Origin of the sequence: Pseudomonas sp. ok272, assembly GCF_900109995.1 — a bacterium.
Classification (GTDB): domain Bacteria; phylum Pseudomonadota; class Gammaproteobacteria; order Pseudomonadales; family Pseudomonadaceae; genus Aquipseudomonas.
The window spans coordinates 44,159-69,950 of sequence record NZ_FOCB01000019.1; the positions used below are offsets into that span (position 1 = coordinate 44,159).

Annotated in this window: 21 protein-coding genes, 1 other RNA gene and 1 pseudogene; 16 read left to right on the forward strand and 7 right to left on the reverse strand. The window is 58.3% G+C overall.

The window, feature by feature from the left end:
- Positions 1–29: 29 nt before the first annotated feature.
- Positions 30–512, forward strand: coding sequence for an SsrA-binding protein SmpB (smpB, locus tag BMW74_RS21930; RefSeq protein WP_093426234.1), 483 nt, complete (start codon positions 30–32; stop codon positions 510–512).
- A 111-nt stretch (positions 513–623) separates the two neighbouring features.
- On the opposite strand, the gene BMW74_RS21935 is transcribed toward smpB, so the two are convergent.
- Positions 624–1,391 carry an FCD domain-containing protein gene (locus BMW74_RS21935; protein WP_093426235.1) on the reverse strand — a complete coding sequence of 256 codons (768 nt, stop codon included), beginning with the start codon at positions 1,389–1,391 and terminating at the stop codon, positions 624–626.
- A gap of 260 nt (positions 1,392–1,651) precedes the next feature.
- Between BMW74_RS21935 and BMW74_RS21940 the strand changes: the two genes are divergently transcribed.
- The 8 genes from BMW74_RS21940 (at position 1,652) to BMW74_RS21975 (ending at position 11,656) form a co-directional block, all read left to right on the forward strand.
- Positions 1,652–3,346 carry a lactate permease LctP family transporter gene (locus BMW74_RS21940; protein WP_093426236.1) on the forward strand — a complete coding sequence of 565 codons (1,695 nt, stop codon included), beginning with the start codon at positions 1,652–1,654 and terminating at the stop codon, positions 3,344–3,346.
- Positions 3,347–3,497: 151 nt separating this feature from the next.
- A complete protein-coding gene (locus tag BMW74_RS21945; protein ID WP_093426237.1) occupies positions 3,498–4,322 on the forward strand; it encodes a (Fe-S)-binding protein in 825 nt (274 codons plus the stop codon).
- Positions 4,319–5,776: a LutB/LldF family L-lactate oxidation iron-sulfur protein gene (locus BMW74_RS21950; protein ID WP_093426238.1), complete on the forward strand. Its 1,458-nt coding sequence runs from the start codon at positions 4,319–4,321 to the stop codon at positions 5,774–5,776. Before BMW74_RS21945 ends, BMW74_RS21950 begins: the two co-directional genes overlap by 4 nt.
- Positions 5,773–6,444, forward strand: coding sequence for a LutC/YkgG family protein (locus tag BMW74_RS21955; protein ID WP_093426239.1), 672 nt, complete (start codon positions 5,773–5,775; stop codon positions 6,442–6,444). The genes BMW74_RS21950 and BMW74_RS21955 overlap by 4 nt, the downstream gene beginning before the upstream one ends.
- The gene (locus BMW74_RS21960) at positions 6,441–9,251 is read left to right on the forward strand and encodes an FAD-binding and (Fe-S)-binding domain-containing protein (RefSeq protein WP_093426240.1); all 2,811 of its coding nucleotides are present in this window, start codon (positions 6,441–6,443) and stop codon (positions 9,249–9,251) included. Before BMW74_RS21955 ends, BMW74_RS21960 begins: the two co-directional genes overlap by 4 nt.
- Positions 9,252–9,442: 191 nt before the next feature.
- The gene (locus BMW74_RS21965) at positions 9,443–9,721 is read left to right on the forward strand and encodes a hypothetical protein (RefSeq protein WP_093426241.1); all 279 of its coding nucleotides are present in this window, start codon (positions 9,443–9,445) and stop codon (positions 9,719–9,721) included.
- Positions 9,722–9,818: 97 nt separating this feature from the next.
- Positions 9,819–10,212, forward strand: a transfer-messenger RNA (tmRNA) gene (ssrA, locus tag BMW74_RS21970).
- A 187-nt stretch (positions 10,213–10,399) separates the two neighbouring features.
- Positions 10,400–11,656: an integrase domain-containing protein gene (locus BMW74_RS21975; RefSeq protein ID WP_093426242.1), complete on the forward strand. Its 1,257-nt coding sequence runs from the start codon at positions 10,400–10,402 to the stop codon at positions 11,654–11,656.
- A 143-nt stretch (positions 11,657–11,799) separates the two neighbouring features.
- On the opposite strand, the gene BMW74_RS21980 is transcribed toward BMW74_RS21975, so the two are convergent.
- From BMW74_RS21980 to BMW74_RS21995, 5 genes are all read right to left on the reverse strand, one after another.
- Entirely contained in the window at positions 11,800–15,276 is a 3,477-nt protein-coding gene (locus BMW74_RS21980; RefSeq protein WP_093426243.1) for a DEAD/DEAH box helicase family protein, read from the reverse strand.
- A 1-nt stretch (position 15,277) separates the two neighbouring features.
- Positions 15,278–15,703, reverse strand: coding sequence for a 3'-5' exonuclease (locus BMW74_RS25565; protein WP_256562642.1), 426 nt, complete (start codon positions 15,701–15,703; stop codon positions 15,278–15,280).
- Positions 15,666–16,079, reverse strand: coding sequence for a hypothetical protein (locus BMW74_RS25570; RefSeq protein WP_256562643.1), 414 nt, complete (start codon positions 16,077–16,079; stop codon positions 15,666–15,668). The genes BMW74_RS25565 and BMW74_RS25570 overlap by 38 nt, the downstream gene beginning before the upstream one ends.
- A gap of 70 nt (positions 16,080–16,149) precedes the next feature.
- The gene (locus tag BMW74_RS21990) at positions 16,150–17,331 is read right to left on the reverse strand and encodes a restriction endonuclease subunit S (RefSeq protein ID WP_093426244.1); all 1,182 of its coding nucleotides are present in this window, start codon (positions 17,329–17,331) and stop codon (positions 16,150–16,152) included.
- Positions 17,328–18,812, reverse strand: a complete 1,485-nt coding sequence (locus tag BMW74_RS21995) for a type I restriction-modification system subunit M (RefSeq protein ID WP_093426245.1) — start codon at positions 18,810–18,812, stop codon at positions 17,328–17,330. Before BMW74_RS21995 ends, BMW74_RS21990 begins: the two co-directional genes overlap by 4 nt.
- Positions 18,813–19,326: 514 nt before the next feature.
- Here BMW74_RS21995 and BMW74_RS25575 point away from each other — a divergent pair.
- From BMW74_RS25575 to BMW74_RS22030, 7 genes and pseudogenes are all read left to right on the forward strand, one after another.
- Positions 19,327–19,502: pseudogene (locus BMW74_RS25575) on the forward strand (integrase); the annotation flags it as partial.
- A gap of 1,035 nt (positions 19,503–20,537) precedes the next feature.
- Positions 20,538–21,938 carry a YfjI family protein gene (locus tag BMW74_RS22010; RefSeq protein ID WP_093426246.1) on the forward strand — a complete coding sequence of 467 codons (1,401 nt, stop codon included), beginning with the start codon at positions 20,538–20,540 and terminating at the stop codon, positions 21,936–21,938.
- Positions 21,922–22,281, forward strand: a complete 360-nt coding sequence (locus BMW74_RS22015) for a hypothetical protein (RefSeq protein ID WP_093426247.1) — start codon at positions 21,922–21,924, stop codon at positions 22,279–22,281. The genes BMW74_RS22010 and BMW74_RS22015 overlap by 17 nt, the downstream gene beginning before the upstream one ends.
- Positions 22,259–23,239 (forward strand): integrase domain-containing protein, encoded by a 981-nt coding sequence (locus BMW74_RS22020; protein ID WP_093426248.1) that lies wholly within the window; start codon positions 22,259–22,261, stop codon positions 23,237–23,239. The genes BMW74_RS22015 and BMW74_RS22020 overlap by 23 nt, the downstream gene beginning before the upstream one ends.
- Positions 23,236–23,511 carry a hypothetical protein gene (locus BMW74_RS22025; protein ID WP_093426249.1) on the forward strand — a complete coding sequence of 92 codons (276 nt, stop codon included), beginning with the start codon at positions 23,236–23,238 and terminating at the stop codon, positions 23,509–23,511. The genes BMW74_RS22020 and BMW74_RS22025 overlap by 4 nt, the downstream gene beginning before the upstream one ends.
- A 404-nt stretch (positions 23,512–23,915) precedes the next feature.
- Positions 23,916–24,308, forward strand: a complete 393-nt coding sequence (locus BMW74_RS25045) for a hypothetical protein (protein WP_139208448.1) — start codon at positions 23,916–23,918, stop codon at positions 24,306–24,308.
- 69 nt (positions 24,309–24,377) lie between these two features.
- Positions 24,378–25,370 carry a hypothetical protein gene (locus tag BMW74_RS22030; protein WP_093426250.1) on the forward strand — a complete coding sequence of 331 codons (993 nt, stop codon included), beginning with the start codon at positions 24,378–24,380 and terminating at the stop codon, positions 25,368–25,370.
- 127 nt (positions 25,371–25,497) lie between these two features.
- Here BMW74_RS22030 and BMW74_RS22035 read toward each other — a convergent pair.
- Positions 25,498–25,792: transposase domain-containing protein (locus tag BMW74_RS22035; RefSeq protein ID WP_139208447.1), on the reverse strand; the 295-nt coding region annotated here is incomplete at its 5' end.

Consider the following 25,792-nt stretch of genomic DNA (forward strand, 5'->3'; position numbering starts at 1 on the left):
CGCGCGCAACTCCCTATAATGCCGCCCCTATGGCTAAACAGAAGAAACACCCCACAGGGACCATCGCGCAGAATAAAAAGGCGCGACACGACTACTTCATCGAGCATCGGTTCGAGGCTGGCATGGTCCTGGCCGGCTGGGAAGTAAAAAGTCTACGTGCAGGCAAGGCACAACTGGTCGACAGTTATGTACTGCTCAAGGACGGCGAAGCTTGGCTGCTCGGCAGTCATATCACCCCGCTGACCACCGCCAGCACCCACGTCATTGCCGACCCAACGCGCACCCGCAAGCTGCTGCTCAATCAGCGCGAGCTGGAAAAGCTGTTTGCCGCCGTGCAGCAGAAGGGTTACGCCTGCGTCTGCCTGTCGCTGTACTGGAGCAAGCACTTGATCAAGTGCGAAATCGCTCTGGGCAAGGGCAAGAAGGAATACGACAAGCGCGATACCGAGCGCGAGCGCGATGCCGGCCGCGAGCTGCAACGTGCGGTCCGCAACAAGGGTAAGGAAGACTAACGTCTCTCTTTACCTTGTCGCGGGCAAGCCGCGCGCCTACCTGGATCGCATAATCCTGTAGGAGCGCGCGGTGCGGCGTTCCCACTTGCCCGCGAACGCAATGGCCCACGACTATGTCCCCTTGCGCCGCTCCGCCCGCGCCACGCGCTGCACCTCCTGACGCACCTCTTCGAGCACTTCCTGCACATACAGAATATGTCGACTGGAAACCTCTCGCGCCTGCTCGGCCCGCCCCTCAATAATCGCCTGATACAAATCCCGGTGCTGACTGATCAGCATGTCGCGCGTTTCCGTGCGCTGCTTGTACATGCCACCGATGTTGGTCACCACGTTGCGCTTGAGCAGATCGAACAACCCGCGAATGGTGTGCCACAACACCGCGTTGTGGCTGGCCTCGGCGATGGCCAGGTGAAACCTCGCGTCCGCCGCCCCCTCTTCGGCACGACTCACTTCATCCTGGCGCGTATAGCAGTCCTGCAACTGTTCGAACGCTGCCGTCAACCGCTCGCGATCCACATCCGTCGCCCGCAATGCCGCGTAATAAGCGCATGAGGCCTCCAGCGTGTGGCGAAACTCCAACAGGTCACGTTGCGCCTCGGGGTTGCTCTCCAACAGATGCAACAGTGGATCACTGAACGTCGAACCCAGGGAATCGACCACATAATTGCCGCCTCCCTGGCGGCTGATCACCAGCCCCTTGGCGGTCAGTTTCTGGATAGCCTCACGCAACGACGGACGCGACACCCCAAACTGCTCCGCCAGGGCACGCTCCGCTGGCAGCCGTTCACCGGACTTCAGCGTGCCCTCAAGAATCATCCCCTCAAGCTGCTCGACAATATCGTCAGACAAACGGCGCTGACGGATTTGATCAAACCCCATAACACACTCTCCCCGATCCCGACGACTCGCCGGGCTGCCTATTCTGGCCTATTGAGCCCATGCCAGCACCTATCAGAGGCCATTTGATCAAGCGGATCAGATGGGGTCTGCACCGCTTATTCGACAAAAGTTTTAGGGCGGCAAATTGACACACCACCTCTAAGGCTTTTAACCTAGCCAGCAGCGATTGTAAATTGGTATTACCAATTATCCAAAACGCCACTCAGTGCCTGACCAACAACAATTAGGGGCCACCCCATATGCAAACCTGGCAACAGCTCTATAACCCGCTCGGCAGTCTCGGCTTGTCCGCCCTCGCGGCCGTCATCCCCATCGTATTTTTCTTCCTGGCTTTGGCCGTGTTCCGCCTCAAAGGACACGTCGCTGGCAGCGTCACCCTGGCCTTGTCGATCCTGGTGGCGATCTTCGTCTTCCAGATGCCCGTCGACATGGCGTTCGCTGCGGCCGGATACGGATTTGCCTATGGGCTTTGGCCGATCGCCTGGATCATCGTCGCCGCCGTGTTCCTCTACAAACTGACGGTCAAGAGCGGTCAGTTCGAGGTCATTCGCAGTTCGGTCATGTCGATCACTGACGACCAACGCCTGCAAGTGCTGCTGATCGGTTTCTGCTTTGGGGCGTTCCTGGAAGGTGCCGCCGGTTTCGGTGCGCCCGTGGCGATTACCGCCGCGCTGTTGGTAGGCCTGGGCTTCAACCCGCTGTACGCCGCCGGCCTGTGCCTGATTGCCAACACCGCGCCGGTAGCCTTTGGCGCACTGGGGATCCCGATCATCGTCGCGGGCCAGGTCACGGGCATCGACGCGTTCAAGATCGGTGCCATGACCGGTCGCCAACTGCCACTGCTGTCGCTGTTCGTACCGTTCTGGCTGGTATTCATGATGGACGGCCTGCGTGGCGTGCGTGAAACCTGGCCAGCGGCGCTCGTCGCCGGCTTGAGCTTCGCCATCACCCAATACTTCACCTCGAACTTCATTGGCCCGGAACTGCCTGACATCACCTCTGCCCTGGCCAGCCTGATTTCCCTGACCCTGTTCCTCAAGGTCTGGCAGCCAAAACGCACCGCAGGCGCGCAGATCGCCGGTGTCACCTCGGATGCAATCGTCACCGGCAGTGCGGGTGGCTTTGGTCTCAAGCGTGCCACTGCTGTATCGCCTTACAGCCTGTTCGAGATTATCAAGGCCTGGTCACCGTTCCTGATCCTCACCGTATTGGTCACCATCTGGACCCTCAAGCCGTTCAAGGCGATGTTCGCCGCCGGTGGCTCGATGTACAGCTGGGTGTTCAACTTTGCCATCCCGCACCTGGACCAACTGGTGATCAAGACGGCTCCGATCGTGGCGGCCCCAACCGCCATTTCGGCGGTGTTCAAGCTGGACCCGATTTCCGCGACCGGCACGGCGATTTTCTTCTCCGCGCTGATCTCGATGCTGGTGCTGAAGATCAATATCAGAACTGGTCTTACCACCTTGAAAGAAACCTTCTATGAACTGCGCTGGCCCATTCTGTCGATTGGCATGGTGCTGGCCTTCGCCTTCGTCACCAACTACTCGGGGATGTCCTCGACCATGGCCTTGGTATTGGCCGGCACCGGCGCAGCCTTCCCGTTCTTCTCGCCGTTCCTCGGCTGGCTGGGCGTGTTCCTGACCGGTTCCGACACCTCGTCCAATGCCCTGTTCAGTTCGCTGCAAGCGACCACCGCACACCAGATCGGCGTCAGCGACGTCCTGCTGGTAGCCGCCAACACCAGCGGCGGCGTGACCGGCAAGATGATCTCGCCACAATCGATCGCCGTGGCCTGTGCCGCAACCGGCCTGGTGGGCAAGGAATCGGATCTGTTCCGCTTCACCCTCAAGCACAGCCTATTCTTTGCAACGATTGTCGGTTTGATCACCCTGGCCCAGGCCTACTGGTTCACCGGGATGCTGGTGCACTAAAACTACAGGCAGTAAGGAAATAACCGACGCCGGGACACTGCTCCCGGCGTCTGCGACTCACAACCCGGTCTGTAAGGCTGCTGAAAGCTTCCCGCTCTATATTCAGCAGCCTCAGCGGACGGATAACCGGGATAACCCGGAGACACGCCTGATGAGCGAGCTTTTTTACAACGCCGTGCCGAACGCGACCCGCGTTGCCCCACCCCTGCCCGAGCCACGTCAGTACCCCAGCGAGAAACCGCAGCGGGTCTACCTGTTCGGCACCTGTGTGGTCGACCTGTTCTATCCCGAAGCCGGGATGGACGCGATCCACCTGCTGGAGCGAGAAGGCATACGCGTGGAGTACCCGCAAGGGCAAAGCTGCTGCGGACAACCCGCCTACACCTCGGGCTACACCGAACAGGCCCGGACCGTGGCGCGTTCGCAACTGGCGCTGTTTGCCGGGGACTATCCGGTGGTGGTGCCCTCGGGCTCCTGCGCCGGCATGCTGCGCGAGCACTACGCCGACTTGTTCAAGGACGAGCCGGACACCCTGAAACAGGTCCACGCCCTGGCGGCACGGACCTATGAGCTGGCCGAGTTCCTGTTGTTCGTCTGCAAGGTGCAGTTCAAGGACAACGGGGCACCGGTGAAAGTGGCCCTGCATACGTCGTGCTCGGCACGGCGTGAAATGAACACCCACCTGCACGGACGCGAGCTGTTGGCGCAACTGGGCAACGTGGAGCGGGTCGATCACGACCACGAAAGTGAATGCTGTGGCTTTGGTGGGACATTCAGCGTCCGTATGCCAGACATTTCCGGGGCGATGGTGGCCGACAAGACCCGCGCCCTGAAGGAATCTGGCGCGCATCAGGTATTGAGTGCCGACTGTGGCTGCCTGATGAACATCAACGGCGCGCTGGAGAAACAACAGGAAGCGTTGCGCGGCCAACACCTGGCCAGCTTCCTCTGGCAGCGTATCGGAGGTGTTCAATGAGCACCTCGTCGATTATTCCGACGGTTGCCGTCGAAGAAGACTTCCGCGCCCGGGCCCACGAAGCCTTGGCCGACAAGCAACTGCGAAACAACTTTCGCACTGCGATGGATTCACTGATGGCCAAACGGGCAGCGTCCTTCAGCGATGCCCACGAAAGAGAACACTTGCGCGCACTGGGCAATGCTGTCCGGGCCCGCGCGCTCTCCAAGTTGCCCGACCTGCTTGAGCAACTGGAACAGAACCTGACCCGCAACGGTGTGACCGTGCACTGGGCGGAAACGGTGGACGAGGCCAATGGCATCGTCCTCTCGATCATCCGCGCTCACGAGGCGCGGCAAGTGATCAAGGGCAAATCGATGGTCAGCGAAGAGATGGAGATGAACCATGTCCTCGCGGCACAGGGCATTGAATGCCTGGAGTCGGACATGGGCGAATTTATCGTCCAGCTCGACCACGAGAAGCCTTCACACATCATTATGCCGGCGATCCACAAGAATGCCGGTCAGGTCGCGTCCTTGTTCCACGACAAACTTGGCGTGGAGTACACCAAGGACGTTGACCAACTCATTCAGATCGGCCGCAAAGTCTTGCGGCAGAAATTCTTCGAAGCGGACATCGGCGTCTCCGGCGTCAACTTCGCCGTGGCCGAAACCGGCACCCTGCTGCTGGTGGAAAACGAAGGCAACGGCCGCATGTCGACCACCGTGCCGCCCGTGCACATCGCGGTCACCGGCATCGAAAAAGTCGTCGAAAACCTGCGCGACGTGGTCCCGCTGCTGTCATTGCTGACCCGTTCAGCCCTCGGCCAGCCGATCACCACCTACGTCAACATGATCTCCGGTCCGCGCAAGGCCGACGAACTCGACGGCCCGCAAGAAGTGCACCTGGTCTTGCTGGACAACGGTCGCAGCCAGGCGTTTGCCGACAGCGAACTGCGCCAGACCCTCAACTGCATTCGCTGCGGTGCCTGCATGAATCACTGCCCGGTCTACACCCGCATCGGCGGCCACGCCTATGGCGAGGTTTACCCTGGCCCCATCGGAAAAATCATCACCCCGCACATGGTCGGCCTGGCGAAAGTCCCCGACCACCCCAGCGCATCGTCCCTGTGCGGCGCCTGCGGCGAAGTGTGCCCGGTAAAAATCCCGATCCCGGCGTTGCTCAGGCGCCTGCGCGAAGAAAACGTCAAGGCCCCGGACAGCCCTCACCCCGTCATGCGCGGCCAGGGCAGCAAGTACTCGCGCAAAGAGCGCATGATCTGGAACGCCTGGGCCCGCCTCAACAGCTCACCGACGCTGTACCGCCTGTTCGGTTTTTTCGCCACCCGCCTGCGCGCCTTGGCGCCAAGTAACGTCGGCCCATGGACGCAGAACCACAGCGCCCCCAAACCCGCCGCCCGCTCGCTGCATGACATGGCCCGCGAACACCTGGGCACACAGGGAGACCGCCGATGAGCGCCAAGCACACGATCCTCGCCAAGCTGCGCAACAGTCTGACCGGCACCACGCCCGTGCCCGACAACTTCGATGAAGCACTGGTGACCGAGCCCTACACCTACACCGCAGAGCAACGCATCCCACAGCTGCGCAAGCTGATGGAAGCGGTGCACACGGAAATCCACCTGACGTGCAATGACGCGTGGCCCGAGCTGCTCGCCCGCCTGCTGCGCGAGCGGCAATTACCGAGTCTGCTGATTGCTCCGTCTACGCCCCATGGACGACGGGTCACACAACATTGGGCGAACAATCCCGAGCTGCCCGCACTGAAAGCCTACGACCGTCCCGTCGAAGCATGGAAAGCCGAGCTGTTCAACGACACCCCGGCCAGCCTGACCACCACCCTGGGCGCCATCGCCGCCACCGGCAGCCTGATCCTCTGGCCGACCCGGGAAGAACCGCGACTGATGAGCCTAGTGCCCCCGGTGCACTTTGCCCTGCTCAAGGCCAGCGAGATCCGCGACAACTTCTATCAAGTACAGCGCGAGTTCAACTGGGCCCAGGGCATGCCCACCAACGCCTTGCTGGTGTCCGGCCCGTCGAAAACCGCCGACATCGAACAAGTCCTGGCCTACGGCGCCCACGGCCCGAAAGACCTGGTCGTGCTGATCCTGGAGGACCAATGAGCCTACCGGCGGCTTTCCTGCGTGATGCACAGCAACTGATCCCCCAGGACCGGCGCTTCGACGATGCGCTCTCGACCCTGGCCTTCGGCACCGACGCCAGCTTCTACCGGTTGATCCCGAAACTGGTGATCCGCGTCGAATCCGAAGACGAAGTGGTGGCCCTGCTCAAGCTGGCCCAGCGCGACCACGTCCCGGTGACCTTCCGCGCGGCCGGCACCAGCCTGTCCGGGCAGGCCATCAGCGATTCAGTACTGATCGTGCTTGGGGATAACTGGAGCGGCCGCGAGATCCGTGGCCAAGGTACGCAGATCCGCCTGCAACCCGGCGTCATCGGCGCCCAGGCCAACGCCTGGCTCGCGCCGTACGGTCGTAAAATCGGCCCAGACCCGGCATCGATCAACGCCTGCAAGATTGGCGGCATCGTCGCCAACAACGCCAGCGGCATGTGCTGCGGTACGGCGCAGAACACCTATCACACCCTGGCCGGGATTCGCCTGGTCCTGGCCGATGGCAGCCGCCTGGACACTGAAGACAGCGCCAGCGTCGCGGCCTTTCGCAGCAGTCATGCCGAGCTACTGGACCGTCTGGCGACCTTGGGCCGCGAAACCCGCGCCAATGCTGAGCTGGCCGCCAGAATCCGCCACAAATACCGCCTGAAAAATACCACCGGCCTGTCACTCAATGCCCTGGTGGACTACGACGAGCCTGTGGATATCTTGAGCCACCTGCTGGTCGGTTCCGAGGGCACCCTGGGCTTTATCAGCGCGGTGACCTACAACACCGTGATCGACCACCCGAACAAAGCTTCGGCGCTGATCGTGTTCCCCGACGTGGAAACCTGCTGCAACGCCGTCACCGTGCTCAAAAGCCAGCCAGTATCGGCCGTGGAACTGCTGGACCGCCGCAGCCTGCGCTCGGTGCAGGACAAACCCGGCATGCCGGCCTTCGTCCAGCAACTGTCGGCCAACGCCTGCGCCCTACTGATCGAATCCCGCGCCGCCTCGCCTTCGCTGCTGCATGAGCAACTGGCCCAGATCATGGCCTCGCTCGCCCCGTTCCCCGTGGAGAAACAGGTCGACTTCACCGAAGACCCGGCGGAGAACGCCAAGCTCTGGGCGATCCGCAAAGACACGTTCCCGGCCGTCGGCGCGGTGCGCAAGACCGGCACCACGGTGATCATCGAAGACGTGACGTTCCCGGTCGAACAACTGGCCATCGGCGTCAACCGCCTGATCGCGCTGTTCGACAAGCATCACTACGACGAAGCGATCCTGTTCGGCCATGCGCTGGAAGGCAATCTGCACTTCGTCTTCACCCAAGGCTTCAACACCCCGGAAGAAATCGCACGCTACCAGGCGTTCATGGACGACGTGGCGCAACTGGTCGCCGTGGAATTCGGCGGTTCGCTGAAGGCCGAACACGGCACCGGACGCAACATGGCGCCCTTCGTCGAACTGGAGTGGGGCAGCGATGCCTACCAGTTGATGTGGCAACTCAAGCGCCTGCTCGACCCCAACGCCATCCTCAACCCGGACGTGGTGCTCAGCGAAGACCCGCAGATCCACCTCAAGCATCTCAAGCCCTTGCCGGCCGCCGACGAGATTGTGGATAAGTGCATCGAATGCGGCTTCTGCGAACCGGTCTGCCCGTCCAAGGGACTGACCCTGAGCCCGCGCCAGCGCATCGTGATCTGGCGCGACATCCAGGCCAAGAAACGCGCCGGCGTCGACACCACGGAGCTGGAAGCGGCCTATCAGTACCAGGGCCTCGACACCTGCGCCGCCACCGGCTTGTGCGCCCAGCGCTGCCCGGTGGGAATCAACACCGGCGAACTGGTGAAAAAGCTGCGCAGCCGCACCGCCAGCCACACGAAAACCGCCAACTGGCTTGAAGGACACTTCGCCACCGCCTTGCAAGGCGCCCGCCTGACCCTGCACGTGGCCAACGGCGCGCGGATGCTATTGGGCGCGCCACGGCTGGCGAAGCTGTCTGCGAGCATGACCCAGCTGTCCAAAGGTCATATCCCGCAATGGACCAACGCCATGCCCCAGCCGGAACGGGCTATCCGCTTCAGCCCGACCGTGACCGACGAGCGCCCGCGAGTGGTCTACCTGGCGGCCTGCGTCTCGCGGGTCATGGGACCTGCTGCCGGCGACAAGGAGCAGATGTCGCTGTACGACAAAACCCGTGGCCTGCTGGAAAAGGCCGGCTACCAGGTGGTCTTCCCGGACAACCAGGACAGCCTGTGCTGCGGCCAGCCCTTCGCCTCCAAAGGCTACGCCGAGCAGGCCGAACACAAGCGCCAGGAACTGATCGGCGCACTGCTGCATGCCAGCCGTGGCGGGCTCGATCCGATCTACTGCGACACCAGCCCTTGCACCCTGCGCCTGGTAGAAGACCTGGGCGATACACGCCTGGACCTCTACGACCCGGTGCGTTTCATCCGCACGCACCTGATGGACCGACTGGACTTCACCCCCCAGGACGCACCGATTGCCGTGCATGTCACCTGCAGCACCCAGCACCTGGGCGAAAGCCAGGCCCTGATCGACCTGGCCCGACGCTGCAGTAAAAACGTGGTGATCCCCGAAGGCATCCACTGCTGCGGCTTTGCCGGCGACAAAGGTTTTTCCACCCCGCAACTCAACGCCCATGCCCTGCGCAGCCTCAAGGACGCCGTGCAACACTGCAGCGAAGGCGTCTCCACCAGCCGCACCTGCGAGATTGGCCTGAGCCTGCACGGTGGGATCGACTATCACGGCTTGGTCTACCTGGTGGATCGAGTGACCCACGCACGTGCGCACTGAGCGTGATCAATGACACGGGGGGGCGTTTCTGCTCCCCTTCCTCGCCGCTGCAGGCATCCGGCAAAAAAATGCTGAATTCCCAAGCGCGGCTATAGTCATTGAGCTAAGCCCGATGAATAGGCTTACACCCCCTCTCGGCCAGCGCCCCCATCGACCGGCAGCGCCGAGGACTCATGCACAAGGAGATACCCATGAAGCACTCTGCAATTGCTGGATTGTTCATCACGGCTGCACTGCTGGCCTCACCCGTGTTTGCCTCGGACGAAGATCTCTGCGCCTCGAACATCCAGGCTCTCAACGACGCAATCACCACCGCCCCAGCCACATCCGATGGTGCCCTGGAGAACGCCAAGGCCGCGCTGGCAAACGCGCAAAAATCCCAAGCATCCGGCGATCACAAAGCATGCGTTGCTGAAACCACCAGGATGCTGCAAAAAATCCAGAACCGCGACCCAGCCAACAAAGGCTGATTCGCTGGCACGCCAACCTTCGGGTTGGCCTTCTGCCCTGGGTTGGCGTACACTGCGCAGGCTTACTGCTCAAATTGAGTCACGTAGCAGTAGGCTCGGGGCCGTTTAGGATTCGACGCCGGTTGCGAAACTTTAGGTGCATGCCGAGTTGGTAACAGAACTCGTAAATCCACTGTTGCAACTTCCTATAGTTGCCAATGACGAAACCTACGGGGAATACGCTCTCGCTGCGTAAGCAGCCTTAGCCCTTCCCTCCTGGTACCTTCGGGTCCAGCAATCATCAGGGGATGTCTGTAAACCCAAAGTGATTGTCATATAGAACAGAATCGCCGTGCAGTACGTTGTGGACGAAGCGGCTAAAACTTACACAACTCGCCCAAAGCACCCTGCCCGTCGGGTCGCTGAGGGTTAACTTAATAGACACGGCTACGCATGTAGTACCGACAGCGGAGTACTGGCGGACGGGGGTTCAAATCCCCCCGGCTCCACCACTTCATCATCTAAAGACGTCCACGGACGTCTTTTTTTGTGCCTGAAATCCAGTGAATACGGGGGTTTTAGGGCTGCGGGGGGCTTTCCAGGTTTTTTGAGTTCCAAGCGGTTTGGTATTCCCAATGGTATTCCCGGCTACCCGGCGCTAATCTTGGGAATACCAAAAGGTGTCATGGAGTACTTCTCATGTGCGCTCAAACCACCCGCCTCTCCGACCGCCAGCTCAAGGCGGTCAAACCGAAAGACAAGGATTACGTCCTCACCGATGGCGACGGGCTCCAGCTGCGAGTCAGGGTCAATCGCTCGATGCAGTGGAATTTCAACTACCGGCATCCAGTAACCAAGAACCGAATCAACATGGCACTCGGCTCCTATCCCGAGGTTTCTCTTGCGCAAGCCAGGAAGAAAACCGTTGAGGCCAGAGAGCTGCTTGCACAGGGCATCGACCCTAAAGCTCAGCGTAATGAACTGCAGGAAGCCAAACGAGCGGAAACGGAACATACGTTCGAGAACGTAGCCACCGCGTGGTTCGAATTGAAGAAGGATTCCGTCACCCCGGCGTATGCCGAAGACATCTGGCGCTCACTCACGCTGCATGTATTTCCGAGCATGAAATCAACGCCGTTATCAGAAGTGAATGCCCCAATGGTCATCAAGCTCCTTCGGCCGATTGAGGCCAAAGGTAGCCTCGAGACCGTGAAGCGGGTAAGCCAACGCCTTAACGAGATCATGACCTACGGGGTCAATTCCGGAATGATCTTTGCCAACCCTCTCAGCGGCATTCGAGCGGTCTTCAAGAAACCCAAAAAAGAGAACATGGCCGCGCTACCAGCTGATGAGCTTCCCGAGCTCATGATGGAAATCGCGAACGCCAGCATCAAGCGGACGACCCGCTGCCTGATCGAATGGCAACTTCATACCATGACCCGCCCTGCCGAGGCGGCCACCACTCGATGGGCAGACATCGACTTCGACAAACGCATCTGGACCATCCCACCGGAGCGCATGAAAAAGCGTCGGCCGCACACCATACCCTTGTCCGAGCAGGCACTCGCGCTGCTGGAGACACTTAAGTCCCACAGCGGTCACAGGGAATACGTGTTCCCGGCAGATAGAAATCCGCGCACCCACGCCAACAGCCAAACCGCCAACATGGCGTTGAAACGCATGGGCTTCCAGGACCGCTTGGTCAGCCACGGTATGCGCTCCATGGCCAGCACCATCCTGAACGAGCATGGGTGGGATCCTGAGCTGATTGAGGTCGCGCTGGCGCATGTCGACAAGGACGAAGTTCGGAGCGCCTACAACCGGGCGGATTATATCGAACGCCGGCGGCCGATGATGGCTTGGTGGAGCGAGCATATCCAGAAGGCGGCCACCGGCAGCCTCTCGGCATCTGCGATCAACCACACAAGGGACCGCAACGTCGTGCTGATACGCTGAGCGCTCACCGGATGGCGACAGCAGCGACAACCCGCGTAATCCGTGGCGTGCAGCATGGCGACAGAAGTAGCGACTGTCGCCAAGTTCTTAGTCAAACGACGCCAGTGCAAACCAGGCAGTCCCCATGATTGTGTCAGTCGCCATCAAGCTGCCGCACTGCGTTTGATTGCCGCGATCACCGAAATGATCGCGTTGGCATCCGCGTCGCCAAACGCACCGTCTAATCCCTCATGGTGCAGCGCGGTAAAAGGCGGTTCATAAAGTTGACCCGCCTCCATCACACCTTGTCGGGTGAGGCGCTCGATAATCATTTCAACAAAACGAATCTGCTGACTGCTGTAGCGGTTTTCGTCGAGGAATTGACCGAAAGCCTCTTTTGCGGCGTTACGATCCAAGCCTACCAATGACCGGATCAACAGGGTCAGCGGTTGGTCAGCGCCGTAACATTGTTCGAACTGCTCGCGACTTTGAACCGGTTCCGACTCGTAGACAAAATGCTCCAGCTCGCTCAGATCGCTCGGAGTCAGCGCCCGGTTGAATTTGAGCTTAGCGATGGCCACATGGTTCTCGTTGCCACGGATATAGGCTTCGACCTTTTTCTTGTACTGCTCCAAGTTGATGCCGGTATTGAAATCTTTCAGATTGACCACCGTCGCTTCGCCAATCTCGTCGCTCAGCACGCTATAAACGGGGTTGCTCGGGCGGCGCTCGATAAACTTGGTCAGCTCGCGCATCTTGCGCCGCAGTTGCTCAAGCATCGGCAAGCGGATGTCCTGCCAATACTCGTCGGTTTGCACGTCCTGAAGCAACGCAAGTTCAGCACGCACTGCCGGAATGCTGTCCATCACTTCTAACTGGCTGGCCAGCTCGACCACCTTACCGCGATAGGTCACAAAGTCGCTGGTTGAGCGCAGTAATGCCAACTGCAAATTCAGGCATAGCAGATCGAACAACTTGGCGGTGATGTGCTCAGGAGCGCGCTCACTCGGAAGACCGGCGACATGACTACGCAGATCACCCAACGCCGCTTCATCCAACACATTCCAAACCTCACGCTCGGCAAAGCGGGTTACGTGCTCAAGTTCAGTACGCACGATGAAGTTGTCTTTATTCATCGCTGCGACTTCGTCGTGCAGCTCGTTGGTCAACCCCGTACGCAGCTCGACAAAGGTATCGTAGTGACCTCGAGGCTCCGCCAGATCACCAGGCCCGCTAACGTCCTTCGGAGCCAACAACGACAGTAGATCCAGTCGCGCCTTGAACAACCGCTTGCCCAAAGGCTCGGCCATACCGCCCAGTGCGCCCTTGGGATTTTCGTTGAAGTATTCGAAGTTGGTGCAGAAGTCGAAGATGGCGAACTCACTCTTGTGCACGCCCGGCGCAAAAAGGTCCAGGCACAGGCGCGTGCCGCGGCCGATCATTTGCAAAAACTTCACCTTTGAGCGCACGGCCTTAAAGAACACCAAATTCAAAACCTGTGGTACATCGATGCCGGTGTCGAGCATGTCCACCGAAATGGCGATCTGCGGCAGCTTATTGAGCTTACTGCTGAAGTCATCAATCAGGGTCTGCGCATAACTCACCGAATGGGTAATAACTCGCGCAAACTCGCCATTAAAGTGCGGGTAATGGTGATTGAAGCGCCGGGCGATAAATTCGGCGTGTTTCTGGTTAACCGCAAAAATAATGGTCTTGCCAAGCTTGTCGCCGCCCTCCACCGTCAGACCGTTTTGCATCAAGTGCTTGAGCATCAGGTCAACGGTTGGCTCGTTAAACAGCTGCTTGTTGACCTCAGACGCCAACACCTCGGTAGGTGCATCACCTTCGGCACTGTAATCGCCCCAATCCAGCGACTCCCAGTGCTCTTTCTCATCATCGCTGAGCTGATCGTAACGGATGCCTTCGCGGACAAACTTGATCGGCACCGAATACGCCTTGGGTGGCACCAGATAACCGTCATCCACGGCCTCATTCAGACTGTATGCATCGGTCGGTACGCCAGTTTCCAGGCCGAACAGGTGATAGGTATCGCGATCCACTTCGTCACGCGGGGTGGCGGTCAGGCCCACTAGATAACTGTCGAAGTAACGGAAAATCGCGCCGTACTTCTGGTACACGCTGCGGTGCGCCTCGTCGATCACGATCAGGTCAAAGTGGCCAACGCCGTACTTGCGACGGTCACCCTCCATCTGCTCGATCAAACCCATCATGGTCGGATAGGTACAAAGATACACCCGGCCCCGGCCGTTCTTGTCGGTGACCAGATTTACCGGACTGGAGTCCGGCAGGAACTCCTTAAAGGCATGTGCGGCTTGTTTTACCAGGGCTACCCGGTCAGCCAGAAACAGCACGCGCTTGACCCAGTTGCCCCGCATCAGCAGCTCGATCAGGGCAATCGACATTCGCGTCTTGCCAGTGCCGGTGGCCATGGTCAGCAAACCGGCGCGGCGGCCCTGACTCAGTGATTCGGTCATCGCACGAATTGCCCGGTGTTGATACGCCCGCTCAACAATCTCGCTATTGATCGGCAGTTCGCGCAAATCGGTTTGCAGGCTGCGCCGCTGAATTGCCAATTCCAGTTCATCGCGAGTGTAAAAACCCTGTACTTCGCGTGGCGGCGCACAGCAGTCGTCCCACAGCCAGGTGTGATTACCGTTGCTGTAGAAAATCAGCGGCCGCTGGCCCTTCTCGGCCTCGAGGCAATCGGCGTACAACTTGGCTTGCTGCTGCCCCACGTCCGGGTCTTTCAGGCTGCGCTTGGCTTCCACCACTGCCAACGGTTTGCCGTTGGAACCCCACAGCACGTAATCGACAAAACCTTCGCCTTGCACGTTGGGCATGCCGATGACTGGCACTTCGGCGTCAGAGTTTTTGCCCAATTCCCAACCGGCCTCGCGCAGCAGCACATCGATAAACAAACGGCGGGTGTCGGCCTCGTCGTAATCATGGTTATCTGGCACTGCGATATTGGTCGCCTTCGCCTGAGCCAGCGCCGCACGGGTGGCAACCAGTTCGGCATCCAGTCGCGCCAGCAGCGACTCGCGTTCGCCTAGGCTTGCGGCTTGCTCTGCAATCGCCGCCTCGCGGGCTTCAAGGGTGCCGTGCTGGGCCGCAATCTGTTGCTGGAATTTGGCTTCCTGCTTTTTCAGTTCCGCACGAGTAAAGGCTGCCGCCTCGCTAACGCTGACCAACTGCGGCACACGTTTTTCGTCAAACGCGGCGTCGATGCTCTTTGGGTCGCTGGCGCGGGTATAGGTGCGCGCCAGCCAGAACAGCAGATGAAACAGCTCGCGCACCAGCTTCATCGCATCGCTGTAGCCAATCGGTTGATTGGAGTGCACCGCCTGATTGCCGAACTTCTGAATCAAGCGCGCCTTCTGATGGATTTGCGGCGGCAGCAGACGTACAAACTCGACCTGAGTTAACAGTAAATTAAGGCCGTTGTCGTAAGGCATGCGCAGGTCGCGGTCATGCTCGTAGAGCCAATGCACCGTCTGCTCCAGAGCATGCCGGGTACGCATGCAACAGGCACGGGGGTCAGAATACACCAGTAGTTCCGCGCCCTTGGCCGGCTCAAAAATTGTTTTAAATTCGGGGATAAGAAATTCAAAGTTGCTCATATCAACCGGCTACCTTCTGTGAGTCCATCTCGTCCAGGTGCTGGCGCACGCTGCAGATTGAGTCCTGAATTTTGCGGGTAAAGCTGGAAGGTTCGCGGTAGGTCATTACCAACCGATCGATCACGCGGGTTATGGCCACATACAGCAGGCGCGCCTCGTCGGCCTCGTCTTCGCCCTTTTCAGGCACGTCACCCAGACTGGGAATCAGCACGAGGCCAAATTCCAGGCCTTTGCTCGAATGCATGCTGACGATCTTGGCTACATCCTCACTGCCATACAACGTGCCACGACCCTTGGCCGACACGCCGGAGGCGAAGACGATGCCAGCCCCACTCAAAGTCCGCTCGATACGTTGGGCCTGGGCGGTGCTACGATAGGTCACCGCCATGTCATCCAACGCGCGGTCCTGACCTTGCTCGTCGCGCATACGCTCGACGATACAGTTGTATTCCTGCCAATCGGACCAACAACGTAGCAGCTCGGGGAACGCGTCCCTCGGCCTGCGCTTTGTGCGCGACAATTGGCACGCCATCCTTAGCGGCATCGCGAGCGGTTAGCAGCTCGACGGCAAACGTCTGTGCCACCGACAACACTTCCTCGGTATTGCAGTAATCCAGGCGCAGGATGGTGGTGCGGTCCTGGGCCTGAATGCCGACTGGGGAAGCTGAAATCCATGCCGCTTTACCGCGCTTGCTGCGGTAGATGGACTGCGCGTCGTCAAACAGCACCAGCAGCGAATTGCTCTCGGGGTCGCCTGGTGTATCGAAGCGGCAGTTGGTGCGAGCGGGGAAGAATTGAGCCATAGGGGTTGCCTGTTCCTTGGCGTGCTTGGGGCACTGGTTTCATGGTGGGATTTCCCCGCTACTTCGTAGTTTAGAGACAGCCTGTAAATGCTCTGTTTTGAAAAGAACTAAATAGCTTATCCAAGGTTTCAGCACTTTGTATAAGCTGTTCGTTTTCCCTCGCAAGATGCTGCGAAAACTCTGCGAATCGACGCTGCATCTCAAGTGGAGGTAGGTACATCTTTATTTTTACCATCCGCTTTAATCCAAGGTCGCGATTGGCTATGCCATGCGTATAACGCTGAGACTGCTCAAAACAGTATTTTGAATTGAGCATTGCGGTTAGCCACTTCGGGTGAGTCCTATTGAAATTGGTCTTTAGCAGTGCGACGTGAACCCAGACAGCAAATGGCTCATCAGTCTCGACTGTAGCGGCTAATCCGGTTGTGCCGCCCTTCGTATACAGAATATCTCCTCGCTCAGGACGGCATTTTCTCCACTGTATTTCTGCTTCGGTCTGAGAGAGGTATTTGAGATCTTCCCATCGGATAGAGCCGGCTCGGACATGCCGCGTAGACAGGAACGGAATTCCAGATTCTGAATATTCAGGACTTACATGCGGACCATCCTGTGCCGCATGAATTAAGTCGCCTAGCTCACAAACAGGCCAACCCTTCGGATTCGTCGCCGGGTCGCCGAACATTTCCAGAAACACGGATTGCAGCAGCTGATCGAGCTTGGCGATGGTTTCACGGCGCTTGGCGCGCAGCGCGTCGGCCTTGTCCAGAATCGACGCGATACGGCGTTGTTCGGGGAGTGGCCGCAACGGCATTTCAATTTCAGAGAAGCGTGTCTTGTTAATTATCGGTAGCGTAGTAGCAGGGGCGATTCCCTCCAAATAGGGTCTGAGGGTCTTACAGAAGTGATACCCGTACCGTGGTTCAACCAATGTTTTATCAAAAACTAACGCATTGATTTGCTGATTGGTGCAAACGTTAACTCCGGCGATTCCTATCTTTCCTAGCGATCCGATACACGACACCAACACACTTCCCTCTGGAAGCTGATTGACTTCGCCAGCCCCTTCCGCCGTCAGCTGCGTTTTCGTGACAACAATAGGATCTTCGCCATCAAGATCTCCTGGGGTCACAAACGGAATATGACCGCCAAAGAACAGCCTGTTAGACGTAGCAGGAGTTTTCCCCGTTACTATTCGTGCGACATCGGAAAAGCGTTTCATCACAGACGTATTTTTTAGTGCTGTATTGGTCATGTCAGCATCCCGTCCAGCTCTTCAATCCCCTGCATAATCTCAACCTCCAGCGCCCTTAGCTCGGCCAGAATTTTCTGCGGCGCTTCGTGCTGCACTTCCTCGTAGACCACCTTTTTATAGCGGTTGATCGACAGATCGTAGTCTTTGCCGACGATCTCGGCCTTGGGCACCAGAAAGCTTTGCGCGGTGCGGTCGAGGCCGGCGCTGGTATTTCGCTTGTGCCAGCGTTCGAGAACGTCGGGCAGGTTGTTGCACTCGTGCTTGCTCGCATCCAACTCGTTGCGCTTGTCGTCGAGCGAGTAGCCGTCGGCCTGCATGCGATAAAACCAGACGTTATCGGTGCCACCGGAGTTGGTTTTGGTAAACAGCAAAATCGCTGTAGACACCCCGGCATAGGGGCGGAACACGCCCGACGGCATGGAGACGATACCGTCCAGCTTATGTTCTTCTACCAGCATACGGCGCAGGGTTTTGTGCGCCTTGCTGGAGCCGAACAGCACGCCGTCCGGGACGATCACCGCCGCGCGGCCGCCGGCCTTCATCAGCCGCAGGAACAGGGCGAGAAACAATAGCTCGGTCTTTTTGGTTTTAACAATTTGCTGCAAGTCTTTGGCGCAGGCCTCGTAATCCAGGCTGCCGGCAAACGGCGGGTTGGCAAGAATCAAACTGAACTGCCCTTCTACACTGGCGTGGCCTTCGCTGAGGGAGTCGCGGTTTTCGATCGCTGGGTTTTCCACGCCGTGCAGCAGCATGTTCATCGAGCCGACGCGGAGCATGGTGCTGTCGAAGTCGAAACCGTGAAAGGTGTCGTGGTTAAAACGCTTGGCGCTGACCGCGTCCTGGTAAAGCTCGTGGCTATGGTGGGTGTTAAGGTACTCGGCAGCAGAGACCAAAAAGCCGGCGGTGCCGCAGGCCGGGTCGCAAATGATATCCGACGGCTTGGGTGCCATCATCTCAACCATCAATTTGATGATGTGCCGGGGCGTGCGGAACTGACCGTTCTGCCCAGCACTGGCAATTTTGCCGAGCATGTACTCATAGAGGTCGCCCTTGGTATCGCGGTCTTCCATGGGGATGGCGTCGAGCATGTCCACCACCTTGGCCAGCAGCGCCGGGTTGGGAATGGTGAAACGCGCATCCTTCATATGCCCGGCGTAGGTGGACTCGCCATCCTCACCGCCCAGCGACTTGATAAAAGGGAATACCTTGTCGGCAATCAGCGCATACAAACTCGCCGGATCACCCAGCGCCTTGAACGCCGCCCAACGCAAATGCGCCTGGTACGGGCTGAAAATCGGCTTATCAATCGGCTCCCCGGTGCGCGCAGCCTTGCGCTCTTTAACCGTCTGCAACTCGTCGAGGCGTTTGATAAACAGCAGATAGGTCATCTGCTCGATAACTTCCATGGGGTTGGAAATACCGCCGCTCCAGAACGCATTCCAGATCTGGTCAACTTGGGATTTGATAGCGCCTGTGATCACTGTCTATAACTGCCTGAATTGAATAATGGGTTACTGCCCGGCGCAAGCGATGCTTCGGACAATAGAGCAAACCGGGAAAGCGCCGGCCTGGCAAGGTGTACGCAGTGTAACGGTTAGCTGGTAAGGCCGTCAGGTATGACGCACTTTGGCCAGCCACATGTGCGCTAGATATTTGCTAGTAGCTCAAGGTGGCGGAGCATAACTGGGCCATAGCCGTGTGGTGCGGCTAACAGATGCTTCACCAAAGCTCCTCAGACTCGCCAACTGCTACGAAGCGTTCGGCAGAAAACCCATCTGTGAACAATGGCCCTGATAATCCTCGTCAACCTGGGCTATCGGCCGGAGAAGATGCTTCCCATCACGCAGAATGACTTCAAGCCTTTCACGGGATACCAACCTGACCCCGTCGACTGACTGCCCATCAAGCTCAATGGATGTGTCGACGATTCAGGCGTGCCGACCCGCTTCAGGATGCTGGCCATGCTAGCCCAACCTGGAGCGCAGGTCTTGATCAGCGCTGGCGCATGTCGACAAAGACGAAGTCCGAAGTGCCTACAACAGGGCGGACTACATCGACGCCGGCGTCCGATGATGGCTTGGTGGAGTGAGCATATCCAGAAAGCGACCACAGGCAGTCTGTCGGTAACTGCCATCAATGAGCAGGAACGAACTGTCGTGCCAATACGGTGAGCGCTCACGGGACGCCACCGGTAACCGATATGACTCCCCAGATGGAGCGTTGGTTGATTTGGCGACAGCGGCGACACCGGCGACAACCCGCGTCGCAGCTGGGCTAGAAAGTGGCGACAATATTGGCGACCGTCGCCACTTTCAAGTTCGCTAATACGCTTTCCGGCCAAGCCCTCATGGCTGGGAAGGCTCAGCATTCCCAGCCATGAGGGCTCGCGTAACAAAGCCGACGAACGGCTACGCCACCACCCAAAGCCATCGGTTTCCAAGACCGTCCGGTGGCCTCAACTGGCGCCACGCGCATCCAAAACAGCGATTGACCTGCAGCCAGACAGGGCTTAAATCAAGCCCTGAGGACCGCTGTCGTTGACAGCACCCAACCCAGGTAGCCAGAACCTTTGAGGCTACGCCACGACTGTGGTGGTTCTCCCCCAAGTGCGATTAGCGTTCGGCGGCTCGCACAGTCACAGCGATGTGATGGATGCCCACTCTTCCAGAATGCCCACTGCGGCAACTCATGCCCCCTCCTGGCTGCTCTGCAGCAACTTATCCGCTTGGCCACTTCTTGCGCCAACCTTTTGCCCGTCTCTTTGCCCCCTAAAGAGACGGGCGCTCCTACCACTGCTGCAGCCCTGCTCGCACGGGCCTTTGCCGCTTTCCCCCTCGTGACAATCGGCGTGACAAACACCGAATGCTCACTCGCCACAGCGATGCCGATGATGGTGCCGCAGCCCAAGGAATGGACTGCCCCTGACTGACAGTCAGGCATGCCCCGGTCATCGCATCACTGCCTTCACCCAACTCAGGATCTCGCGGCACCGGCCTCGTCAGCCAGCGCAGCCTCCGCCCGCCCACTTCTTCGGAAGTGTTCAGGAGGCCAGATCATGAGATGCCCAAGCTCCCGGTCGTAAGGAGCCGTCAGTCCAGCGTGAGTGGACAAAACCTCACAGGTCGCAGGGGCCTTGATCCCTGATAACACTCAACAACCGTGGCGGGATGAGTGAGGGCGAAGTCAATAATTTCAGGAGAATAGCGATGCCACTGTGCGAAGCATTCGAGCCACCACAACCATTGCTGGAATACCAGCCGGCACCACTGCCCTACCCAGTCGAAGTACTCGGGGATCTGTTGGGCGCTGCGGTCGAACGCCTGGCCGAGGTGATCGGAGTGCCCTGCGCCATGGCTGCACAATCGGTGCTGGCCAGCGCGGCTCTGGTGAGCCAGGGTCATGCCAATGTCCAACTCGACGGCCGAACCTATCCGCTGTCCCTTTACCTATTGACGGTGGCGTCCTCGGGGGATCGTAAAAGCGCGGTGGATCACCTGGCCCTGAAAGCGGCGCGCGACTGGGAGCGACAGCAGTGGACCCAGTATGCGGAAAAGCTCAAAGCCTATCGCGCCTCTACCAGCATCATGGCCAAACCCAAAATCTCAAGAGAGCACGCTGAGGCGAAAAGCGGTGAGCTGTCCGAGCCGGTACCACCGAGACTGATCATTGCCGAACCCACCATTGAGGCCCTGGTCAAAAACCTGTGCCAGGGCTTGCCCAGCATGGGCTTATTCAATGATGAGGGCGGCCAGTTCTTGGGCAGCAGCACCATGAGCAAAGAGAATCTGCTCAAGGCAATCACCACCTTGTCGACGCTGTGGGATGGCAGCCCGATCGACCGGGCCCGCTCCATGGCCGGAGAAAGCCTACGGGCCTATGATCGCCGCCTCAGCCTGCACCTGATGCTGCAGCCCTACCTGGCCAACCAGCTGTTCAAAGACCCGGTGATCAATGGTCAAGGCATCCTCGGCCGTTGCCTAATCAGTTGGCCCGAGCGCCTGGCCGGCCAGCGACTCTACAAGGCGATCGACCTGACCCGAGACCCCAAAGTCCAGCGTTACCAACAGCGAATGACCGCCCTGCTGCAAAAGCCTTGGTCGCTTCACCAGGATGGCTCACTCAATCCTGCCACGCTGGAACTGACTGCCCGTGCCCGCCGGGCCTGGATTGATATTCACAACACCATCGAGTGCCAGTCTGGCGAGTTCGGCGAACTGGCCGGCGTCCAGCCTGTCGCGGGCAAGGCCGCGGCGAATGTGCTGCGCATCGCGGGCGTGCTGGCCATGGTTGAAGAGGCCAGTCAGTTGGATGAAGCACACATCCAGCGCGCCTCCACGTTGATGGATTACTACCTGGCCGAGATCCAGCGCCTGACCGAACAGGAGCCGGTCAATAGCCGATGCGAAGAGGCGGATCGGCTGCTGCGCTGGCTGGTGCAGAAAGGCTGGACCCACTTCAGCATTCGCGACGTCAATCGCAACGGCCCTCGTTTTGCCCGCAAGAGCGCTGACCATACCGCCTCTTTATTGGTCGTACTGATCACTCATCGCTGGCTGAGCAGCCGCGATGGAAGAACCTTCGAGGTCCGTCATGTTCCGCCTCAATGACGCGGTGCGCCGCTACCAAGCGCAACATCAACCGCAGCCAGAATCGCAGCGTGTCGCCGCCGCTGTCGCCACCCTGTCGCCTCGCGCCAGGCCAAAAACGACGCGGGTTGTCGCCACTGTCGCCGCTGTCGCCACACCACCCTTTGAGCCTGCCAACCTCGCCCGGCTGATCAAGCAACTGCGCGAGGAAGGGGCACTGCTGCAACACCAGGAGAACGCCCTCCTGATCCGCCCGACACACTGGCAGCAGCTGGACAGGCTCAGCCCCCACTGGAAAGCCCTGCTGCTCTACCTGCAGACAAACGAAAATGGTGATGACAATGGCACTGGTCGGTCGGCGTGAGGGTCGCAACTTTGGCTACGGTCGCCAGCTGAGTTACGCCGGCCCACAAGCGCTCAAGGATCTGTTTGCCGGCGGCCACTTTGCCACGATCAAAGCGCATAGCGATCGCTGGCAAGCATTCGTGCGTTGGTGTCGATCAGAGGACGGCCCCGGTTACAACGATGCGCGCAAAATCGATCGACAGACGCTGCAAGACTACGCCGCGTACCTGCGCCAGCAGATCCAGCAAGGTGAACTCTGCATCGCGGCCGCGCAGAACCGCCTGAGCAGCGTCAACCGTACCCTCGCTGCGCTACGCGGTGATCAGGACGTGAGGATCGCCAGCCCGAGTCAGGCGTTGGGACAGAAGCGCTCGAGCGTACGCACCCGCGCGCCGGATGGCCAAGACCACCAACAGGTACGGCGAGTACTCGAGGCGCTTGGCAAACAGCAACACGAGCGGGTGGCCGCGATTGTCCTGTTGGCCCGAACAACCGGTATACGCCTGCGCGAAGCGATCTTGGCTGACCTGCCACGCTTGCACCGCGAAGCCGAACACTTAGGCCGCATCAACATCCAGGACGGCACCAAGGGCGGCCGCTCAGGCGCTTCCGCACCGCGTTGGATCGTGGCCAATGAAGCGGTGAAGGCGGCGCTACAATTAGCTCGTCATGCATCGCCACCCCGCAGCCGCAACTTGCTGGCCCGAGACGAAAGCTACGCCGCATTCCTGCAACAGACCGTGCTCCCCGCCCGCGAAACGCTGCATGAACACGGGCTGAAGGGTTTCCATGAACTGCGAGCGGCCTACGCCTGCGAGCGTTATGAACAGCTCACGGGCCACGCCGCCCCGGTCAATGGTGGTCACTGCTATCGCATTGACCGCGACCTGGATCAACAGGCGCGCCAACAGCTCAGTCATGAGCTCGGGCACAACCGGATCGATGTGGTGTCGGCCTACATTGGAGGTCGAGCGTGACCAAGCCCTTCGATATGGCGCTGTTCCTGAGTGGCGTACTGACTGGCTCGAAAACCACCCAGCAACGACACCTACGGCAAGCCCGAATCATGCAAGCGGCCATTCAACAACGATGGCAACGCAATAATCCCTGGACCTGGCAGCGCAAGCATGTGCGCTGGTTTCTCACTCAGCACCTGAAAGACCACTCCGACGCCACGCGGTATTACTATCGACTCACCGCCTTATTAGTCTGGAAGCGATTAGGGAATGGCCGAGAAATGCTGATCTAACGCTTGAGCCGTGGATAGGCAAACCTCCAGGCTCGCTTGCCCGCCCTCATCCATCTCAGCGTGGATATTCTCTTGCGGATAAACCTGCTCGAAAAACACCGCTGCAATGGGAAAAAACAACCCAAACCGGTTAGTCGTGACAGACCGAAAACGGCCAGAAGCTGCCGGTGGACGGAGCGATGGCAAATGAGAGCTATGCTTGATCTGATGCAAGAACGGATAGTGCAGAAAAGGTTTCCGTCTATAGGGGTGGAGCCTAACCGCCTTCAGTGGCGCTCCAGACTGTCACAGTGCCCGCCCTATCCACGTGTAAATGAGAGGACAAGGAATGTTCCCCATCAAGCCCGTGAAAAAATTATCGCGCCATCAGCGCCTATTTAGAGTTATATGGAAGGAGTCGTATCATGGCTGTAGAAATATCTGACTGGATAGCAATAGCTGCCTTAGCAACTTCATTTGTTGCGTACCTAGAATCTAAAAAAGCAGCTCGTACTGGCGAAGCGATTAGCGCGTTGACAGAGGTTATAAATGCCTCCGAAAAAACACAAACCTATCTACAGGCTCGCACGGAAGGAATGGAACGAAATCGAGAAGTTGAGTGGGATCTAGCAGAGCGCTGGTCACGGGCAGCTTTCTTAATTTCACGCATAAATAAAGAGCTATCTGTTCGGCTGGATGGAAAGAGTAGCTTCTGGCGTAACACGGAAACATGGAACATAGATTTACGCGCCCACAAAGACATATCACTTGAAAAGGTCACGCTGGATGCGCGCAAAATAATGACTTTATATACATAACAACTCAATCACAGAGCAGGAGCCGTGCTTCTGTTCGGCGGTCAGTTTAACATTAAGTGACTACTGCTCATGATCCAGTTTCTAGCTGACAACATAGATCAACTCGATTTGGCACTTGATCAACTTGCTATCTCGGACCGAAACTTTGATCGTTTCGCGCTCATGCTTATAGATAATGTTGTTGAGTTAACGCTTCACAGATACGTTCAAGAAAAAGCGAGCGAGAACAAAATGTGGGGGTTTCTAGACGATCCTAAGCACGACCGCAAGATAATCGAAAAGGGTCTTGGGCAAAATTTCGATGCCAAAGTTAAGGCTAGCGCAAAGCTTGGCCTCTTTAATATTGCTTTTTGTGAGTCAATTCTGAACCTGCATTCGTTCCGAAACACTGCGTATCACAAAGGGCTAAGGCACGAAAAAATCCTTCACTCTCTTGCTATATTCTATTTCCGAAGCGCTTGCAGTCTTTTGAAAGCTTATGAACCAAGATCCTGGTCATGGGGTAGCTCAGACAAAATCTCTCATCGAACCATGAAATACATTGGCAAGACAACATATGGCAAACATGCCGAGATATTTCAATCTGTTTATACCCGTCTAGATGAAGTTGCAGCCACTATGGAAGAAAACCTTGTTGGGGACCTAGCCTCAGACATGGCAGAGACAATTGAATCAATAGATGATGCCATTTCCTTTCTGGCAACTGACGGACCGGAAATAAAAAGTAGAAACAAGGTCGTCATAGATTCTCAGGCATGGCCGTTCGCTTTTACTGAAGAGGCAAAGGAATACGCGACAAGTAATGGATGCCAAGAAAAATGTATTGGCCCATATGTAGATTGGATTGCCAAACATTATGATTGGCCGATAAAGAAGGACCCCATCCCGAGCTGGCATTCCCGTCACGAGGCCTTGTTAAGAGAAACGGATTACCACAAAGCTTTGAAGCGATACTGCGATTTTATGCATCAGTCTGAAGACATCCGATCACAGCTTAATGAAAGCGCGGCGCAATTGGACGCACATATACAACAACAAATCGACATTGCCCGTGGAAAATGAGTAATTTAACAATTCGGTCAACCAAACGCCCAAAAGCTTTACTTTTTTTGGTCCCCCGCTTCGCTTAAGCGACGGTTAATTCGTAAGCGCTCCATGAACCCCACATTTTAAAGGTGGGGATCTATGGCTATCTTGGAATTTGCGGCGTGCAGCTCCACGGCAGCAGGGCCTCGAAGTCTTCTACGCTCGAGGCTTGTGGCAGGCGCTCAAGTGCGTGGCGCAGCCACGCATAGGGCTCTTGGCCGTTGGCTTTAGCCGTCTCGACCAAGCTGTAAAGTTGGGCGCTGGCCAACGCGCCTTTGGGCGTGTCGCTGAACAGCCAGTTCTTGCGCCCGATCACGAAGGGCCGGATGGCCCGCTCGGCCGCATTGTTGTCGATCGGCAAGTAACCGGCTTCGGTGTAGCGCACCAACTTGATCCAG

Coding starts and splice junctions, on each gene's coding strand:
- smpB (WP_093426234.1), top strand. CDS start 30: ATGGCTAAACAGAAGAAACACCCCACAGGGACCATCGCGCAGAATAAA.
- BMW74_RS21935 (WP_093426235.1), bottom strand. CDS start 1,391: ATGGGGTTTGATCAAATCCGTCAGCGCCGTTTGTCTGACGATATTGTC.
- BMW74_RS21940 (WP_093426236.1), top strand. CDS start 1,652: ATGCAAACCTGGCAACAGCTCTATAACCCGCTCGGCAGTCTCGGCTTG.
- BMW74_RS21945 (WP_093426237.1), top strand. CDS start 3,498: ATGAGCGAGCTTTTTTACAACGCCGTGCCGAACGCGACCCGCGTTGCC.
- BMW74_RS21950 (WP_093426238.1), top strand. CDS start 4,319: ATGAGCACCTCGTCGATTATTCCGACGGTTGCCGTCGAAGAAGACTTC.
- BMW74_RS21955 (WP_093426239.1), top strand. CDS start 5,773: ATGAGCGCCAAGCACACGATCCTCGCCAAGCTGCGCAACAGTCTGACC.
- BMW74_RS21960 (WP_093426240.1), top strand. CDS start 6,441: ATGAGCCTACCGGCGGCTTTCCTGCGTGATGCACAGCAACTGATCCCC.
- BMW74_RS21965 (WP_093426241.1), top strand. CDS start 9,443: ATGAAGCACTCTGCAATTGCTGGATTGTTCATCACGGCTGCACTGCTG.
- BMW74_RS21975 (WP_093426242.1), top strand. CDS start 10,400: ATGTGCGCTCAAACCACCCGCCTCTCCGACCGCCAGCTCAAGGCGGTC.
- BMW74_RS21980 (WP_093426243.1), bottom strand. CDS start 15,276: ATGAGCAACTTTGAATTTCTTATCCCCGAATTTAAAACAATTTTTGAG.
- BMW74_RS25565 (WP_256562642.1), bottom strand. CDS start 15,703: ATGCGCGACGAGCAAGGTCAGGACCGCGCGTTGGATGACATGGCGGTG.
- BMW74_RS25570 (WP_256562643.1), bottom strand. CDS start 16,079: ATGGCTCAATTCTTCCCCGCTCGCACCAACTGCCGCTTCGATACACCA.
- BMW74_RS21990 (WP_093426244.1), bottom strand. CDS start 17,331: ATGACCAATACAGCACTAAAAAATACGTCTGTGATGAAACGCTTTTCC.
- BMW74_RS22010 (WP_093426246.1), top strand. CDS start 20,538: ATGCCACTGTGCGAAGCATTCGAGCCACCACAACCATTGCTGGAATAC.
- BMW74_RS22015 (WP_093426247.1), top strand. CDS start 21,922: ATGTTCCGCCTCAATGACGCGGTGCGCCGCTACCAAGCGCAACATCAA.
- BMW74_RS22020 (WP_093426248.1), top strand. CDS start 22,259: ATGGCACTGGTCGGTCGGCGTGAGGGTCGCAACTTTGGCTACGGTCGC.
- BMW74_RS25045 (WP_139208448.1), top strand. CDS start 23,916: ATGGCTGTAGAAATATCTGACTGGATAGCAATAGCTGCCTTAGCAACT.
- BMW74_RS22030 (WP_093426250.1), top strand. CDS start 24,378: ATGATCCAGTTTCTAGCTGACAACATAGATCAACTCGATTTGGCACTT.